Raw genomic sequence first — 15,407 nt, forward strand, 5'->3', positions numbered from 1 at the left:
CACCCCGATCACCCGGCGACCCCGACCGGCTGGCCGAGCATGGTCGACCACATGCCCCGGAAGTCCGGGATGGTCTTGGTGGTGCTGAGGATGTCGTCGACCACCACCCCCGGCACCACCAGGCCGAGGATCGCGCCCGCGGTGGCCATCCGGTGGTCCGCGTAGGCCTGCCAGGGCCCGCCGGTCAGCGGCCGGGGGTTGATCCGCAGGCCGTCCTCGGTCTCCTCCACCGCGCAGCCCAGGCCGCTGAGCTCGGCGCGCAGCGCGGCCAGCCGGTCGGTCTCGTGGCCGCGGATGTGCGCCACCCCGCGCAGGTGGGACGGGCCCTCGGCGAGCGCGCACAGCGCGGCCACGGTCGGGGTCAGCTCGGAGACGTCGCGCAGGTCGGCCTCGATGCCCTGGAGCCGGTCGGGGCCGCGCACGGTCAGCCCGTCGGCGGTCAGCGCCACCTGGCAGCCCATCCGGCCCAGCAGCTCGCGGATGCCGTCCCCGGCCTGGGTGGTCTCGGCGGGCCAGTGCGGCACGGTGACCTCGCCGCCGGTGACCGCGGCCGCGGCCAGGAACGGGGTGGCGTTGGACAGGTCCGGCTCGATCACCAGGTCGTGCGCGGCGACCGGGCCGGGCAGCACGGTCCAGGTGTCCGCCTCGGCGGTGTCCACGATGACCCCGGCGGCGCGCAGCATCCGCACGGTCATCTCGATGTGCGGCAGCGAGGGCACCGGCTTGCCCCGGTGCCGGACGATCACGCCGCGGTCGTAGCGGGCGCCTGCCAGTAGCAGCCCGGAGACGAACTGGGAGGAGCCGGAGGCGTCGATGGTCACCTCGCCGCCGCCCAGCCCGCCCTGGCCGTGCACGGTGAACGGCAGCGCCTCGCCGGTGATCTCCGCGCCCAGCGCGCGCAGCGCGTCCAGCACGGTGCCCATCGGGCGCAGCCGGGCGTGCGGGTCGCCGTCGAAGCGGATCTCGCCGTCGGCCAGCACACCCACCGGCGGCAGGAAGCGCATGACCGTGCCGGCCAGCCCGCAGTCCACCTCGGCCGGGCCGGCCAGCGGGGCGGGGGTGACCGTCCAGGAGCCGTCGGCCGGGTTGTCGGCCACACCGACGCCCAGCGCGCGCAGGGCCTGGGCCATCAGCAGGGTGTCCCGGCTGCGCAACGGCGCGTGCAGGGTCGAGGAGTCCTCGGCGAGCGCGGCGAGCACCAGCGCCCGGTTGGTGATCGACTTCGAGCCGGGAACCGGCACGGTCGCGCGCACTGGCCCCTCGGCGACCGGCGCGGACCACGGAGTGCTGACAGTGGCGTTCACCCGCACATCGTCCCCCATGCCGATGGACATGCTCTGAACAGCCTCGACCCGATCCACTTTGCCGCTATCTTGCGCCGCAAGGTACCTTGCGGTCATGACGCAAGATCCGCAGCTGCTCGCCCAGCTCCGCCGGGGCGTGATCGAGCACTGTGTGCTGGCCCTGCTGGCCAGGGGCCCGCGCTACGGCTTCGACCTGGTCCGCGAGCTGGCCGCGAAGCAGGGCCTGGGCACCACCGAGGGCACGATCTACCCGCTGCTGTCCCGGCTGCGGAAGGAGGAGCTGCTGGAGACCAGCTGGCAGCCCTCGGACCAGGGCCCGCCGCGTCGCTACTACGAGCTGACCGAGCAGGGCCGGACCGCACTGGAGGGGTTCCGCCGCCACTGGCGCAGCTTCAGCGCCGCGGTGGACCAGGTTCTCGAGGGAGACGAATGAACGAAGATCTGCTTGCAGGATCGAGCGAAAATCCTGCCGTTGGGCATCCTCTGACGCTTGAGTGGCTGGCCCGCTTCGACCAGGCTGCCGCCGCACTGCCGCAGCCCCGTCGCGCCGAGCTGCGCGAGGAGTTGGTCGAACACCTGGACGCCGTCGTCGCCGGGGGCGAGGACGTGGCGGAGGCGCTCGCGCGGCTGGGCGATCCGGCCGACATCGTGGCCGCCGAGGGCCTGCCGCCGGTGTCCCCGGCCCGCGCCCGCGCCGCCACCGGCCTGCTGCTGTTGCCGCTGACCGGCCTGCTCTACCTGACCCCCGCACTGCCACCCGGCCTGCTGAACATGGCCGCGATCGCCCTCGCCTGCGCCGTGGTGCTGACCATGGTGCTGCGCTCCGGCGCGGCTCCCAGCGCCCGCGCGCTGGGCGCACTCGGCGCGCTCGCCCCGGTCCTGGCCGGGCTCGGCGGCATCCTGGACAAGGTCTTCCAGTACGGACCCGGCCCCGGCGCCCAGGTCCCGCTCGGCCCCGGCAAGACCCTGTCCGTGGCCTGGCACACCGACCCCTGGCTGACCACGCTCGGCCAGCTCGCCCTGCTGCTGCTCGGCCTCGGCCTGCCGGTGCTGGCCGGCCTCCGCCTGCGCCGCCAGGACCCCCGGGTGCCCCTCGGCGCGTTCACCCTGCTGCTCACCCCGGTGGTCGGCCTGGCCACCGCCCTGCTGCTCTCCGGCGCCCACCTCGGCACCTCGGTCGGCACGCTGCTGACAACTCCGCTGACCGTGCTGGCCGCGGTCGCCGCCGCGCTGCTGCTGGCCGTCGGGGCCCTGCTGGTCACCAGGACCGGCCTGCCCACGGCCGCGAAGGCGCTGGTCGCGCTGGCCGTGGTCACCGCACCGGTCGGGGTCGTGCTGCTCGCCCAGCACGCCAGCAGCGTCGGCGGCATCACCAGGGTGGCCGCCCAGCACCCGCTGCCCGCGGACTACGAGGAACGCCGGGCGGTCTCGGCGCGGGTGGACGAGGCCATGGCCCAGACCGTTCCGGCCGGTGCTCAGGCTCCCGGCCCGGCCTGGGTGCCCGCGGACCGGAGCATCCGGCTCGGACTGGGCCTGCTGTTCGTGGTCGCCCTGCCACTGCTGGCGGCCTGGCGCGCCGGTGTCGCCAGGCGGTGACGGTGTGTCGGCGTACCGTGTGCACCATGTGCGGGCGGTACTCGGCGGTGAAGGACCCGGCTCGGCTGGTGGAGGAGTTCGGCGCGGTGGACGCGACCGGCGGGCTGGTCAGCGGCCCTGACTACAACGTCGCGCCGACCAAACCGGTGATCGCCGTGGTGCAGCGGCACCCCAGGGACGCCGAGGGCAACCCCGATCCGGAGACCACCGAGCGGACCCTGCGGGTGATGCGCTGGGGGCTGGTGCCCAAGTGGGCCAAGGATCCCGGCATCGCGGCGAAGATGATCAACGCCAGGTCCGAGACGGCGGCGGAGAAGCCCGCGTACCGGACCTCGGTCAAGCACTACCGCTGCCTGATGCCCGCTGACGGCTGGTACGAGTGGCAGCAGGAGGGCGGCACCAAGCAGCCGTTCTACGTGACCAACCCGGACGGCTCCAGCCTGGCCATGGCCGCGCTGTGGGCCACCTGGCGCCGTCCTGGCGCGCCGGATGAGGCGCCGCTGGTCACCTGCGCGGTGCTGACCACCGACGCGTTCGGGCCGCTGGCCGGGATCCACCACCGGATGCCGCTGCTGCTGCCGCCGGAGAAGTGGGCGGACTGGCTGGACCCGGACCGCACCGAGGTCGCCGACCTGCTCGCCCCGCCCAGCCCGGAGCTGATCGAGGCGCTGGAGCTGCGGCCGGTGTCCACCGCGGTCAACAACGTCCGCAACAACAACCCCGAGCTGATGGACCGGGTCGAGCCCGGCGCGGTGCAGCTCGACCCCGCGCCCAAGCGGAAGGCCCCGGCCAAGAAGAAGCAGGTCGAGGCCGACGGCCAGGCCCTGTTCGAGCTGCCATGACCAGGATGGAGCTGGCCACCCCGCACGGTCCGGCCAGGGCCGAGCTGCACTGCGCCGCCGAGAGCAGGGCCGCGCTGCTGCTCGGCCACGGCGCGGGCGGCGGCATCGACGCCCCCGACCTGGTCGCCGCGACCAGGGCGGCCACCGCGGCCGGGGTGCACGTGGTGCTGGTCGAACAGCCCTACCGGGTGGCCGGGCGGCGCGCCCCCGCCCCGGCCAAGCAGCTGGACGCGGCCTGGCTGGCCGTGGTCGCCGAGCTGGCCACCAGCTGGTGCGACGGCCTGCCGATGGTCTTCGGCGGCCGGTCCTCCGGAGCCAGGGTGGCCTGCCGGACCGCGGCGCAGGGACAGGCGGCGGCGGTGCTGTGCCTGGCCTTCCCGGTGCACCCGCCGGGCAAGCCGGAGAAGTCCCGGATGCCGGAGCTGGACGCGGTGGAGGTGCCGGCGCTGGTCGTGCAGGGCGAGAAGGACCCGTTCGGCATGCCGGAACCCGGCCATCACCGCGAGCTGGTCACCCTGGCCGGGGACCACAACCTCAAGGCCGACGTGGAGGGCGTCTACCGCGCGGTCGGCGACTGGCTGCCGCGCGTGCTGCGCCCGCTCGACTAGGCCAGCGGGTCCGCGTTGAGCAACCGGGCCTTCTCCGCCTCGATGTCGTAGGCGGGCGGCGGGAACTTCGGGTCCAGCTCGCGCATCGTCTCCAGCAGCAGGCGGCTCACCGCCCAGTTCCGGTACCACTTCCGGTCCGCGGGCACCGCGTACCAGGGCGTGGCCGAGCAGTGCTTCAGCGCCGCGGTGTAGGCCTGCTGGTAGCGGGACCACTTGGACCGGCCGTCGATGTCGGCCGGGGTGTACTTCCAGTGCTTGCGCGGATCGTCCAGCCTGGCCAGCAGCCGCTCCCGCTGCACATCCGGCGAGATGTGCAGGAAGCACTTCAGCACGGTCACTCCGGACTCGGCCAGCTCGCGCTCGAATGCGTTGATCTCCTGGTAGCGGGTGCGCGCCGCGGCCGCGCTGAGCTGGCCCTCGACCTTGGGCACCAGCACGTCCTCGTAGTGCGAGCGGTCGAACACGCCGATCCGGCCCAGCTCCGGCAGCAGCTTGCGCACCCGCCACAGGAAGTGGTGCCTGCGCTCGGCCGGGGTCGGCTTCTTGAACGAGGCGATGTGCAGGCCCTGCGGGTTCACCAGCCCGACCACGTGCCGGATGGTGCCGCCCTTGCCGGAGGTGTCCATGCCCTGCAACACCAGCAGCACCGAGCGCCGGTCCTCGGCGTAGAGCGCCTCCTGCAGGTCGGCCAGCTCGGCGCCGGTGGCGGCCAGCTCCTCGGCCGCCGCCTTCTTGGACTTCGGGCCGATCGGGCGGCCCGCGGGATCCAGCGCCGCGAGGTCAACCGTGTCCAGCCGCAGCACGTCCCGAACCGACTTCCTGGCCATCCGCGCAGCGTAGCCAGGCCGCGGCGATCCCGCTGGTCAGGCGGCCGCGATCGGGGCCAGCACAGCCTTGGTCAGGCTGGCCAGGTCAGCGGGGGAGAGCTCCACTTCCAGCCCGCGCCGCCCGGCGCTGCAGAAGATCGTCTCGAAGCCGTTGGCCGAGTCGTCCAGCACCAGCGGCAGCCGCTTCTTCTGCCCCAGCGGCGAGATCCCGCCTGCCACGTACCCGGTGGCCCGCTCCGCGTCGGCGACCACGGCCATCTTGGCCTTCTTGCCGCCCAGCGCCGCGGCCAGCGCCTTGAGGTCCAGCTGCGCGGTGACCGGCACCACGCCCACCGCCAGCGCCCCGTCCACCTCGGCCACCAGCGTCTTGAACACCCGCTCCGGCGCCAGCCCGAGCGCCTCGGCCGCCTCCAGGCCGTAGGAGTCGTGCCGCGGATCGTGGTCGTAGGAGTGCAGCGTGTGCGCGATCCGCTGCTTGACCAGCAGCGCGGTCGCCGGAGTCCCTCGTCCCGCCATGACGGCGAAGCATAGATCGCGATGTGTGGCGCACGCCGCCGGATATCGCGGAATGCGTACGGGTGCCGCCGCGTTGTGCCGATCGTGGGAACCGAGATGACCTGCCCGCTCCGCCCTGCCGCCGCGCGGCCCGGCCGAGGCGCGCTGCGCGGCGTATCCTCAGCACCGACGCCGACATTTCCCGTGGTGGAGCTGCCGGCGGTTGTTACCACAACCCCAAGCCCACGCTCCGGCGTGCGGGAAGGGAGCCAGGTGCCAGGCACCGCACCAGAGACCAGAACCGAGGACGAGACAGCGGACGACCGCGCTGCCCGCTTCGAGCGGGACGCGATGCCGCTGCTCGACCAGCTGTACGCGGCCGCGCTGCGGATGACCCGCAACCCGGCCGACGCCGAGGACCTCGTGCAGGAGACCTTCCTGAAGGCGTACTCCGCCTTCTCCTCCTTCGCCGAGGGCACCAACCTCAAGGCCTGGCTGTACCGCATCCTGACCAACACCTACATCAACGGCTACCGGCGCAAGCAGCGCCAGCCGCAGCAGTCGCCGACCGACGAGATCGCCGACTGGCAGCTCGCCCAGGCCGAGCGGCACAGCAGCACCGGCCTGCGCTCGGCCGAGGTGGAGGCGCTGGACCGGCTGCCGGACAGCGACGTCAAGAACGCCCTCCAGCAGCTGCCGGAGGACTTCCGGATGGCGGTCTACCTCGCCGACGTCGAGGGGTTCGCGTACAAGGAGATCGCCGAGATCATGGGCACGCCCATCGGCACCGTGATGTCCCGGCTGCACCGCGGCCGCCGCCAGCTCAAGGAGTCGCTCACCGACGTGGCCAAGGACCGCGGTTTCCTGCGCGGCCGGGCCGCCCAGGAGGTGGCCGGGTCATGAGTTGCGGCGAACCCCACGAGACCGACTGCAAGGACGTGCTCGCCGAGGTCTGGATGTTCCTGGACCAGGAATGCGACAAGACCCGCCGCGAGCTGCTGCGCCAGCACCTCAACGAGTGCAGCCCGTGCCTGGAGCAGTACGGCATCGACGAGTACCTCAAGGCCCTGCTGGCCCGCAAGTGCGGTGGGGAGGCCGCCCCGGACACGCTCAAGCAGCGGCTGCGCGCCACCATCCGCAGGACCGTGCTGGAGCAGGCCGAGGTGACCGTGGAGTGCGGCCCCGAGGGCAAGACCGTGGAGGTCTCGCTGCGCGCCGAGCGGATCGAGCTGCCGGAGACGGTCAAGCAGGACGACTGAGCCCGCAGCGCACACCGCGCCCGCAAAGCACGAAGCCCCCGGTAGACCTCGCGGTCCCGGGGGCTTTGCTCTGCCGCACGGTCAGGCGTTGGGACGCTTGCCGTGGTTGGCGCCGCGCTTCTTGCGGTCGCGCTTCTTGCGGGCGCGCTTGGACATCGCGTTCTCCTCAGTCTTGGGCTTGCTTCCCCCCAGTCTGTCACGACCGGGAGCCGCTGACGGCAGTGGGCCGCGTGCTCGGGGATGATGGACCACCGTGTCCACTCTGAGTGAGCTGCTCGCCGAGCACACCCGCCTGCCGGGGGTCGCCGTCGACCACCTGCAACTGGTGGTCGGGGAATGGCAGCTGCTGTCCGACCTGTCCTTCGCCGACTTCCTGATGTGGGTCCCGCTGGAGGCGGCCACCGCGGACGGGGTCGCCGAGGCGCGGTTCCTGTGCGTGGCCCAGGCCCGCCCGCAGACCGCGCCCACCGCGCACCCGGAGGACATGGTCAGCACCGTGGTCGCCGCGCCGGACCACCCGCAGCTGCGCAGGGCCGTGGTGGAGGAGCGGATCTGCCGGGAGGAGGACCCGCGCTGGCACCTGGGCGTGCCGGTGCGCAGGGAGACCATCCCGGTGCGCTACGAGGGCAAGGTCATCGCGGTGCTCAGCCGGGACATCAACCTGGCCGTGCCCAGGGTGCCCAGCCCGCTGGAGATCGCCTACCTGGGCAGCGCGGCCGACCTGTGCCAGATGATCGCCGACGGCACCTTCCCCGCGCCGGAGCCCTCGCCAGGCGCGCACACCAGCCCCAGGGTCGGCGACGGCCTGATCAGGCTGGACGCGGCCGGCACGGTGGTCTTCGCCAGCCCGAACGCGCTCTCCGCCTACCACCGGATGGGCCACGCCGCCGACCTGGTCGGGGTGGCGCTGGCGCCGCTGACCCGCTCGCTGGTCTCCGACCCGTTCGACGCCACCGAGGTGGCCCAGCGGATGCGCACCGCGCTGGACGGCAACCCCAGCACCAGGGTGGAGGCTGAGGCCCGCGGCGCGACCGTGCTCTTCCGCGCGCTGCCGCTGCGCCCGCGCGGCAAGGCGGCCGGCGCGCTGGTGCTCGTCCGCGACGTCACCGAGGTGACCAGGCGGGACCGGGCGCTGATGTCCAAGGACGCGACGATCAGGGAGATCCACCACCGGGTCAAGAACAACCTGCAGACGGTGGCCGCGCTGCTGCGGTTGCAGTCCAGGCGCACCAACAACAGCGAGGCGCGGCAGGTGCTGGAGGAGTCGGTCCGCCGGGTCACCTCGATCGCGCTGGTGCACGAGACGCTGTCCATGTCGGTGGACGAGCGGGTGTCCCTGGACGACGTGGTGGACCAGGTGATCCCGATGATGAGCGATGTGGCCACCGCGGAGACCAGGGTGGTGGTCCGCCGCGAGGGCAAGTTCGGCGTGGTGCAGGCGGAACTGGCCACCCCGCTGGTGATGGTGCTGACCGAGCTGGTGCAGAACGCCTTCGAGCACGCCTACACCCCCGGCCAGCGCGGCGAGGTGGTGGTGCACGCCGAGCGCTCGGCGAAGTGGCTGGACGTGGTGATCACCGACGACGGCCGCGGCCTGCCGCAGGGCTTCTCGCTGGAGCGCACCGACCGGCTCGGCCTGCAGATCGTGCGCACCCTGGTGGAGTCCGAGCTGCGCGGATCGCTCAGCCTGCGCCGCCGCCAGGGGACCAAGGGCACCGAGGCGGTACTGCGGGTTCCGCTGCAACGACGCCGTTAGCCCATTAGGACTCGGCGATTTATCTAGTCAGGTTGGCGACCGGCAGAACCGGGGTTTTCGCCGGAGAGGCAGAAAAAGCAACTGACCGGCACTCGTTCGCGCGAGTGCCGGTCAGTCGGCCGTTCGGAGGTTGCGACCCTCTCAGGCTCCAGTGCGGGCCCGGGTGCGGGCGTTGCGACGCTTCAGCGCACGACGCTCGTCCTCGCTCATACCGCCCCAGACTCCCGCGTCCTGTCCAGACTCAAGTGCCCAGGTCAGGCAGTCAGACATCACGGGGCACCGGCGGCAGACGGTCTTCGCCTCGGCGATCTGGAGCAACGCCGGACCGCTGTTCCCAACGGGGAAGAACAGCTCGGGGTCCTCGTCGCGGCAGGTCGCGCGGTGGCGCCAGTCCATGGTTCCTTGCTCCTCGCTAGGCACAACAATAGTGCCGATAGTCGGTTCGGGGGTGTTTGTGGGTGCTTGTGAATGCTTTCACGAACTACGGCAATGTCAAGAGGCCCGATCCAATCCGGTGAGCCAACTCACCCGAAAGATCGACACGCTCTCCATTGGCGGTTTCAAGGGGTGACATTCCGCCGACTAGCGGACGTCACGCCCAGGTGATGACCCGATCACGCAGAGGTCATACCGCGACGCTGAGTGCTGCGGGCACGGACATGAACCGCACATCGGTCCGCTCGCCCAGCAGATCACCGTCTACCTGGAGCCGGACCGGTTCCGCGCAGGTCACTCTAATCCACTCAACGTCGTCCCGCCGCAACAAATTCCCGCCCTGAGGACTTCCCCCTGGACGCAGGATCTGCCAGACGTGCTTCACGACGGTGGGTACCCCGACGCTACGCAGAGCAAACACACCGAGTCCGTCCTCGAAGGAAGAGCCGGGGTTGATCCGCAACGGCTTCTCACCGAGATAGGTCCACGGGTCGGTGTTGGACACGAAGGCCAGGTGCAGCCCGGTCTCCGGTTCACCGTCGGGCAGGTGCACGGTGAGCTTCGGGTGCCCGTGGTCCAGCTTGAAGTAGCTGGTCGCGGCCATCCGCGCGTACAGCAGCGGAGTCGCCTTCTTGTCCCGGTGCCGTTCCACCCCGGCCACCACGTCGGCGTCCCAGCCCATCCCGGCGTTGAAGGTGAACCACCGGTCATCCGCCCTGCCCAGCCCGACCCGGCGCCGGGCGCCGGTCTCGATGGCCAGCAGCAGCCGGTGCGTGGCCTCCACCGGATCCACCGGCAGGCCAAGGGCGCGCGCGAAGACGTTCGCGGATCCGCCCGGCACCACACCCAGCATCGGCACGTCGTCCCGGACGCCGTCAGAGAGCAGTCCGTTCACGACCTCGTTGACCGTGCCATCCCCGCCGTGCGCCACCACGAGGTCAAAACCGTCGTGCGCGGCCTGCGCCGCGGCGTCCGCGGCATGCCCCCGGTAGCTGGTCTCCACGACGTCGAGCTTGACGTCGCTGGCCAGCGCGTGGGCGATGACGTCGCGCCCCGCCGCCGAGGTGGCGGTGGCCTGGGGATTGACCACGAGGAGAGCGCGCACGCCCCGAAGCGTATGACAGCCCGTGACCCTCCGCCGTCCACCCCTGACCCGATCGTGGTGGCCCAGCAGCGGCGTTGTGCCTGGGCGATCACCAAGATGCGGTGCAAGTCACGTCCGAGCGCCGCCCGGCCACCCCTTCCGGGGGATAGCTAGCCTGTCTGCATGTCACAAGCCCTGGGTGCGCCGCGCGCGGTGCGCCTCGCCGGTCTGCTGGTCGGGTTGCAGGGCCTGGCGGGTGTGGTCCTGGTGGTCGCCCTGCTGGTCCGCGCGCTCAACGGCGCGCCCAAACCGGGCAACGTCTTCGGTGAGGCCGGGTACTTCGCGATCCTGACCGCCGCGGTCATCGCCACCGCCGTCGGGCTGGCGCGCGGCAAGCGCTGGGCCCGCTCGCCGGCGGTGGTGGTGCAGCTGCTGCTGCTCGGCGTGGCCTGGTACACCCTCGGGCCGTCCGGGCGCTGGCTGATCGGCTCGCTGGCCGCGGTCTACTGCGTGAGCGTGCTGGTGCTGCTGTTCAGCACGCACGCGCGGGCCTGGGTGCTCGGCATCGGGCCCTACGACGACTCCGCCGACCAGAAGTCGTAGTTCGCTCGACCGGGTGGCCCTGCGGTAACCCAGCCCGGTGGTCTGCCCCGTTTTCCCGGTTGCCCAGGTTCCTCGCGGGCAGTTCGTGCTCCGTCCGAGCGTGACGCGAACGGAGATCGGGAGGACGGAAGCGATGATCAGCGAGCAGATGGTGCCGCAGTTGTTCGGCGACGAGGTCTGCGACCGGAACGGCGCCAAGATCGGCAAGGTCGGCCAGGTCTACCTGGAGGAGGGCACCGGGCGGCCTGCGTGGGCGACCGTGCGCACCGGCCTGTTCGGTCTGAAGGAGAGCTTCGTTCCGCTCGACCAGGCCAGCCTGGAAGGTGACACGTTGCGGGTCGCGGTGACCAAGGACCAGGTCAGCGACGCACCCCGGATGGACGCCGCGGGCCGGCTGTCCAGCGAGGACGAGCAGCAGCTCTACGACTACTACGGCATGCGCTACCCGGCGGTGCCCGGCCCGCGCCAGGACACCCAGGCGGGCCGGTCCCGGACGCCCGCGACGGCGCACGACCGGGCGGCGCACGACCGGGCGGCGCACGACCGGACCGCCGCGGACGGGCGGGACGACGCGATGACCCGCTCGGAGGAGCGGCTCAAGGTCGGCGCGGAGACCACGGAGACCGGCCGGGTCCGGCTGCGCAAGTACGTGGTGACCGAGGAACAGCAGGTCACCGTGCCGGTGCGGCACGAGGAGGTCCGGATCGAGCGAGAGCCGATCACCGAGGCCAACCGGGACCAGGCCATGTCCGGTGCCGAGATCAGCGAGGCCGAGCACGAGGTCACGCTGCACGCGGAGCGGCCGGTGGTGCGCACCGAGGCGGTGCCGGTGGAGCGGGTGCGGCTGGCCAAGGAGACGGTCACCGAGGAGGAGACCGTCTCCGGGCAGGTGCGCAAGGAACAGATCGAGGTCACCGAGGAACAAGCGCGGGATCGGCGGGATCGCAAGCGCTGAGCCGGGCTGGGCCGGGGTGCGGCGCTCGTCGTCGCGCCCCGGCCTTGACCACGCCGGAGGCCAGTGCGACGCCGAGGATGACCAGCGCGGCGGCGGCCAGCCGCAGCGGGGTCAGCGCCTCGCCGAGCAGCAGCGCGGCCGAGGACATGCCGAACACCGGCACCAGCAGGGAGAACGGCGCCACCGCGGTGGCCGGGTAGACCCGCAGCAGGAAACCCCAGATGCCGAATCCGGCCAGGGTGGCCGCCCAGCCCACGTAAAGCACCGCGCCGATGCCGGCGAAGTCCAGGTGCGCCAACGCGTTCAGCCCGCTGTCCACGCCTTCGAAGGCGGCGGAGAGGGCGAGCAGTGGCAGGATCGGCACCGCGCTGACCCACACCATGAACCGCAGCATGTCCGGCGGGGCCGCGTACCGGGTGATGATGTTGGTCAGGCTCCACACCGCGGCCGCGCCCACCACCATGAGCAGCGCGCCCACCGGGCTGTCCGCGCCGTAGTCCACGACCACCAGCACCATGCCGGCCAGCGCGATCCCGGTGCCGGCCAGCCGCAGCGGGGTGGGCCGCTCCTTGAGCAGCAGCGTGGCGAAGAGCACGGTGAACAGCACCTGGCTCTGCAACACCAGTGAGGACAGCCCGGCCGGCGCGCCGGCGTACATGCCGCCGAAGAGCAGGCCGAACTTGACCACGCCCAGGGTCAGCCCCATCAGCAGCACCCAGCGCCAGGCCACCCGGGGCGAGCCGACGAAGAACAGCGCGGGCAGCGCCGCGGCGGCGAAGCGCAGGGCGGAGAACAGGAACGGGGGTACCTCGGCCAGGCCGATCTGGATGACCACGAAGTTGAGGCCCCAGATCAGGGCGACCAGTACGGCGAGGGCGAGGTGCGCGGGCTTCACGGCACCAGCCTCACCCGGCGGAGAGTTAAGCACCAGCGAAATCCACTACGCGGATCTGTTTAGTATTGCTTCATGCTCGATCTCGGCAGACTGCGCGCCCTGCACGCCGTCGCGGTGCACGGCTCGGTCAACGCGGCCGCCGCCGCCCTCGGCTACACCCCCTCCGCGGTGTCCCAGCAGCTGGCCAAGCTGGAACGCGAGACCGGCACCGTGCTGCTGGAACGCCGCGGCCGCGGCATCGCGCTCACCGACGCCGCGGAGGACCTGGCAGGCACCGCCAAGCAGGTGCTGGCCCTGGTCGAACAGGCCGAGGTGCGGCTGGAGGAGCAGCGCGGCACGCCGATCGGACGGCTCAGCGTGGCCACCTTCGCCACCGCGGTCCGTGGCCTGATGCCCGCCCCGCTGGCCGAGCTGGCGCGGGCCTACCCGGAGCTGGACGTGCGGCTGACCGAGCTGGACCCGCACCTGGCGGTGGACCTGGTGGCCCGCGGCGAGCTGGACCTGGCCGTGGTGCACGACTGGGAGAACACCCCGCTGGCCATGCCGGAGGGGCTGGCCCGCACCGACATCGGGGTGGACGTGGCCGATGTGGCTGCTGCACCAGGACCACCCGCTGGCCACCCGGACCGAGCTGAGCCCGCTGGAGCTCATCGGCGCGCGCTGGATCTGCCAGCCGCCGGGGTCGATCTGCCACGACTGGCTGATCCGCACCCTGCGCGGCGGCGGGGTGGAACCGGTGCTCGCGCACCAGGTCACCGAGTACCAGTCGCAGCTGGCGCTGGCCGCGCGCGGGCTCGGCGTGTGCCTGCTGCCCCGGCTCGGGCGGGGGCCGGTGCCCGCGGGCGTGGTGGTCCGGCCGCTGGTCCCGACGCCGACCAGGCGGTTGTTCGCGGTGTGGCGGCAGCAGGCCACCCGGCGGCCGGCGATCGCGGCCACGGTGGCCGCGCTGCGCGCGCACTGGGCCGATCGGGACACCGCCGATGCGCCAAAGGGTTGATCACTCAATGAAGGGACTGGGAGCGCCCGCGCGTGTCGTGCTCCAATCGATGTTGTGACGCCACCCGGTCAGATCCCGCGACCGCGCACGTCCGTCGGCCGGGCCGCGCACGCGCTGCTCGGCCTTGGCCCCTTCGACCAGGTCGACGAGGAGCTGTTCGGCTACGCCAGCTGGGCAGCCGCCAACTTCACCGCGCTGCACGTGGTGGTCGTCGACCTGCCCGCCGTGCACACCTACCGCGCGGTCGGCTACAAGACCCACCGCGCCCTGCACAAGGCGCGCAGCGAGGGCAAGCGCCTGCACACCAGGGCCCGGCGCGCGCTGGCCGCGCTGGCGCTGCCCGGCTCGCTGGTGGTGCCCTGGGCCGAGCTGGCCGCCCGCTACCGCTACCGCCTGCTGTTCGAGCAGGTCAGGCAGGCCTACGAGAGCAACCCGGTGTTCCGCGCGGCCTGCCTGCGGGCCACCGCGACCATGCTGGCCGACCGGGTGCCCGGCGCGCTGTGCTCCCGAGGGCAGGTGCAGGTCGCGGCGCACTCGCTGCTGGCCGAGCTGCCGCTGGCCATCGACGGCGCCGGCATCCTCGGCGTGCCCGAGTCCACCCGCTGCCAGCCCCGGCCGCTGGAGCTGGCCGAGGTGCTCGCCGCCGCCCCGCCCGAGCTGTGCCCGCGCCCCGGCCAGGACTCGCTGACCCTGCGGACCATCGCGGCCCGGCGGGCGGAGGTCCCTGGCAGGATCCACGTCCATGGCAATGGTTCGCGAGGTCGCTGACGAACGGGACGCCCTGCTGGCCTTCCTGGCCGAACAACGCGCCGCGCTGCGCCGCTCGGTGCTCAACCTGGCCGAGGAGACCGCCGCCAGCCGCCCGCTGACCAGCGAGCTGACCCTGGCCGGGCTGGTCAAGCACGCGGTCAGCGTGGAGCGGAACTGGACCAACCTGCTGCAGGGCCGCCCGGCCGACGGCCGCCCAGGCCACGCCCTGGACCCCGGCGAGACCCTGCCGCAGGCGCTGGCCGACCTGGCCGAGGTCGCCGCCACCACCGAGGCGCTGGTGCCGGGGCTGGACCTGGACCGCGAGGTGGACCTGGACCTGCTGAACCACCCGATGGTCAAGGGCAAGACCCGCACCGCCCGCTGGGTGCTGTTCCACCTGGTCGCCGAGTTCGCCCGGCACGCCGGCCACGCCGACCTGCTGCGCGAGTCCCTGGACGGGGCGACCGCCTACGAGCTGGTCGCCGCCGCCGGGGACCCGCTGATCACGTGAGCTTGCCCGCCGCGGCCAGCGCCTCGCCGTCCAGCCGGTAGACCGTCCACTCGTCCATGGCCACCGCGCCGAGGGACTTGTAGAAGTCGATGGCCGGGGTGTTCCAGTCCAGCACGGACCACTCGAACCGGCCGTACCCGCGCCGCACGCACTCCCTGGCCAGCTCGGTCAGCAGCGCCTTGCCCAGGCCGGAGCCGCGGTGCTCGGGCAGCACGAACAGGTCCTCCAGGTAGATGCCGTGCCTGCCCTCCCAGGTGGAGAAGTTCAGGAACCACAGCGCGCAGCCGACCACCACGCCGTCGGCCTCGGCCACGTGCGCGAACAGCGCGGGGTTCTCCCCGAACAGCGCCGTGTGCAACTGCTCGGCGGTGATGGTGCAGGACTCCGGGGCGCGCTCGTACTCGGCCAGGCCCTCGATCAGTCCGATGACGGCGTCCACATCGGACGGCCGGATCCGGCGAATGCGGTCGTCGGTCACGGGTTTCCTCCC

Annotated in this window: 20 protein-coding genes and 1 pseudogene; 13 read left to right on the forward strand and 8 right to left on the reverse strand. The window is 72.4% G+C overall.

The genetic code is table 11. The features are described 5' to 3' along the window. Nucleotides 1-8: 8 nt before the first annotated feature. Nucleotides 9-1,334 carry a 3-phosphoshikimate 1-carboxyvinyltransferase gene (aroA, locus tag N8J89_RS04960; protein ID WP_283663170.1) on the reverse strand — a complete coding sequence of 442 codons (1,326 nt, stop codon included), beginning with the start codon at nt 1,332-1,334 and terminating at the stop codon, nt 9-11. A 64-nt stretch (nt 1,335-1,398) separates the two neighbouring features. Here aroA and N8J89_RS04965 point away from each other — a divergent pair, with 64 nt between their 5' ends. The 4 genes from N8J89_RS04965 to N8J89_RS04980 are packed head-to-tail and all read left to right on the forward strand — an operon-like array spanning nt 1,399 to nt 4,350. After that, a complete protein-coding gene (locus tag N8J89_RS04965; protein ID WP_283663171.1) occupies nt 1,399-1,737 on the forward strand; it encodes a PadR family transcriptional regulator in 339 nt (112 codons plus the stop codon). Further along, a complete protein-coding gene (locus tag N8J89_RS04970; protein WP_283663172.1) occupies nt 1,734-2,900 on the forward strand; it encodes an HAAS signaling domain-containing protein in 1,167 nt (388 codons plus the stop codon). The genes N8J89_RS04965 and N8J89_RS04970 overlap by 4 nt, the downstream gene beginning before the upstream one ends. A gap of 26 nt (nt 2,901-2,926) precedes the next feature. Beyond that, nucleotides 2,927-3,742, forward strand: coding sequence for an SOS response-associated peptidase (locus N8J89_RS04975; protein WP_283663173.1), 816 nt, complete (start codon nt 2,927-2,929; stop codon nt 3,740-3,742). After that, entirely contained in the window at nt 3,739-4,350 is a 612-nt protein-coding gene (locus N8J89_RS04980; RefSeq protein ID WP_283663174.1) for an alpha/beta hydrolase family protein, read from the forward strand. Before N8J89_RS04975 ends, N8J89_RS04980 begins: the two co-directional genes overlap by 4 nt. Here N8J89_RS04980 and N8J89_RS04985 read toward each other — a convergent pair. Beyond that, a complete protein-coding gene (locus tag N8J89_RS04985) occupies nt 4,347-5,177 on the reverse strand; it encodes a PPK2 family polyphosphate kinase (protein WP_283663175.1) in 831 nt (276 codons plus the stop codon). The genes N8J89_RS04980 and N8J89_RS04985 overlap by 4 nt on opposite strands. Before the next feature lie 36 nt (nt 5,178-5,213). Then, complete coding sequence (gene ybaK, locus N8J89_RS04990) at nt 5,214-5,693, reverse strand: Cys-tRNA(Pro) deacylase (RefSeq protein ID WP_283663176.1); 480 nt, start codon at nt 5,691-5,693, stop codon at nt 5,214-5,216. Nucleotides 5,694-5,945: 252 nt separating this feature from the next. Here ybaK and N8J89_RS04995 point away from each other — a divergent pair, with 252 nt between their 5' ends. Together N8J89_RS04995 and rsrA are read left to right on the forward strand one after the other, a co-directional pair. Further along, nucleotides 5,946-6,575: a sigma-70 family RNA polymerase sigma factor gene (locus N8J89_RS04995; protein ID WP_283663177.1), complete on the forward strand. Its 630-nt coding sequence runs from the start codon at nt 5,946-5,948 to the stop codon at nt 6,573-6,575. Continuing rightward, nucleotides 6,572-6,931: a mycothiol system anti-sigma-R factor gene (gene rsrA / locus N8J89_RS05000; protein WP_283663178.1), complete on the forward strand. Its 360-nt coding sequence runs from the start codon at nt 6,572-6,574 to the stop codon at nt 6,929-6,931. Before N8J89_RS04995 ends, rsrA begins: the two co-directional genes overlap by 4 nt. A gap of 81 nt (nt 6,932-7,012) precedes the next feature. Here the strand turns inward: rsrA and N8J89_RS41830 are convergent, their stop codons facing one another. Continuing rightward, nucleotides 7,013-7,087, reverse strand: coding sequence for a 50S ribosomal protein bL37 (locus tag N8J89_RS41830; RefSeq protein WP_143174383.1), 75 nt, complete (start codon nt 7,085-7,087; stop codon nt 7,013-7,015). A 97-nt stretch (nt 7,088-7,184) separates the two neighbouring features. On the opposite strand from N8J89_RS41830, the gene N8J89_RS05005 reads away from it, so the two are divergent. Further along, nucleotides 7,185-8,687: a sensor histidine kinase gene (locus N8J89_RS05005; protein WP_283663179.1), complete on the forward strand. Its 1,503-nt coding sequence runs from the start codon at nt 7,185-7,187 to the stop codon at nt 8,685-8,687. A 141-nt stretch (nt 8,688-8,828) separates the two neighbouring features. Here N8J89_RS05005 and N8J89_RS05010 read toward each other — a convergent pair whose 3' ends face one another. Together N8J89_RS05010 and N8J89_RS05015 are read right to left on the reverse strand one after the other, a co-directional pair. Next, nucleotides 8,829-9,083, reverse strand: a complete 255-nt coding sequence (locus N8J89_RS05010; RefSeq protein WP_185001773.1) for a WhiB family transcriptional regulator — start codon at nt 9,081-9,083, stop codon at nt 8,829-8,831. Nucleotides 9,084-9,312: 229 nt separating this feature from the next. Continuing rightward, a complete protein-coding gene (locus N8J89_RS05015) occupies nt 9,313-10,227 on the reverse strand; it encodes a diacylglycerol/lipid kinase family protein (RefSeq protein ID WP_283663180.1) in 915 nt (304 codons plus the stop codon). A gap of 162 nt (nt 10,228-10,389) precedes the next feature. Between N8J89_RS05015 and N8J89_RS05020 the strand changes: the two genes are divergently transcribed. Both N8J89_RS05020 and N8J89_RS05025 read left to right on the forward strand, forming a co-directional pair. After that, entirely contained in the window at nt 10,390-10,809 is a 420-nt protein-coding gene (locus N8J89_RS05020) for a hypothetical protein (protein WP_283663181.1), read from the forward strand. Between the two features lie 133 nt (nt 10,810-10,942). Further along, entirely contained in the window at nt 10,943-11,764 is an 822-nt protein-coding gene (locus tag N8J89_RS05025) for a DUF2382 domain-containing protein (protein ID WP_283663182.1), read from the forward strand. Here N8J89_RS05025 and N8J89_RS05030 read toward each other — a convergent pair. Continuing rightward, on the reverse strand, nt 11,721-12,659 hold the full coding sequence (locus tag N8J89_RS05030) for an EamA family transporter (RefSeq protein WP_283663183.1): 939 nt from the start codon (nt 12,657-12,659) through the stop codon (nt 11,721-11,723). The two genes, N8J89_RS05025 and N8J89_RS05030, sit on opposite strands and share 44 nt — an antisense overlap. Before the next feature lie 72 nt (nt 12,660-12,731). On the opposite strand from N8J89_RS05030, the pseudogene N8J89_RS05035 reads away from it, so the two are divergent. The 4 genes and pseudogenes from N8J89_RS05035 to N8J89_RS05050 all read left to right on the forward strand — a co-directional run. After that, nucleotides 12,732-13,181: pseudogene (locus tag N8J89_RS05035) on the forward strand (LysR family transcriptional regulator); the annotation flags it as partial. 64 nt (nt 13,182-13,245) lie between these two features. After that, nucleotides 13,246-13,656, forward strand: a complete 411-nt coding sequence (locus N8J89_RS05040) for a LysR substrate-binding domain-containing protein (RefSeq protein ID WP_283666099.1) — start codon at nt 13,246-13,248, stop codon at nt 13,654-13,656. A gap of 54 nt (nt 13,657-13,710) precedes the next feature. Further along, the gene (locus tag N8J89_RS05045; protein ID WP_283663184.1) at nt 13,711-14,424 is read left to right on the forward strand and encodes a tRNA-dependent cyclodipeptide synthase; all 714 of its coding nucleotides are present in this window, start codon (nt 13,711-13,713) and stop codon (nt 14,422-14,424) included. Next, on the forward strand, nt 14,399-14,917 hold the full coding sequence (locus N8J89_RS05050) for a DinB family protein (RefSeq protein WP_283663185.1): 519 nt from the start codon (nt 14,399-14,401) through the stop codon (nt 14,915-14,917). The genes N8J89_RS05045 and N8J89_RS05050 overlap by 26 nt, the downstream gene beginning before the upstream one ends. On the opposite strand, the gene N8J89_RS05055 is transcribed toward N8J89_RS05050, so the two are convergent. Continuing rightward, on the reverse strand, nt 14,910-15,395 hold the full coding sequence (locus tag N8J89_RS05055; protein WP_283663186.1) for a GNAT family N-acetyltransferase: 486 nt from the start codon (nt 15,393-15,395) through the stop codon (nt 14,910-14,912). The two genes, N8J89_RS05050 and N8J89_RS05055, sit on opposite strands and share 8 nt — an antisense overlap. Between the last annotated feature and the right edge of the window lie 12 nt (nt 15,396-15,407).

This window comes from Crossiella sp. CA-258035 (assembly GCF_030064675.1).
Lineage (GTDB): Bacteria > Actinomycetota > Actinomycetes > Mycobacteriales > Pseudonocardiaceae > Crossiella.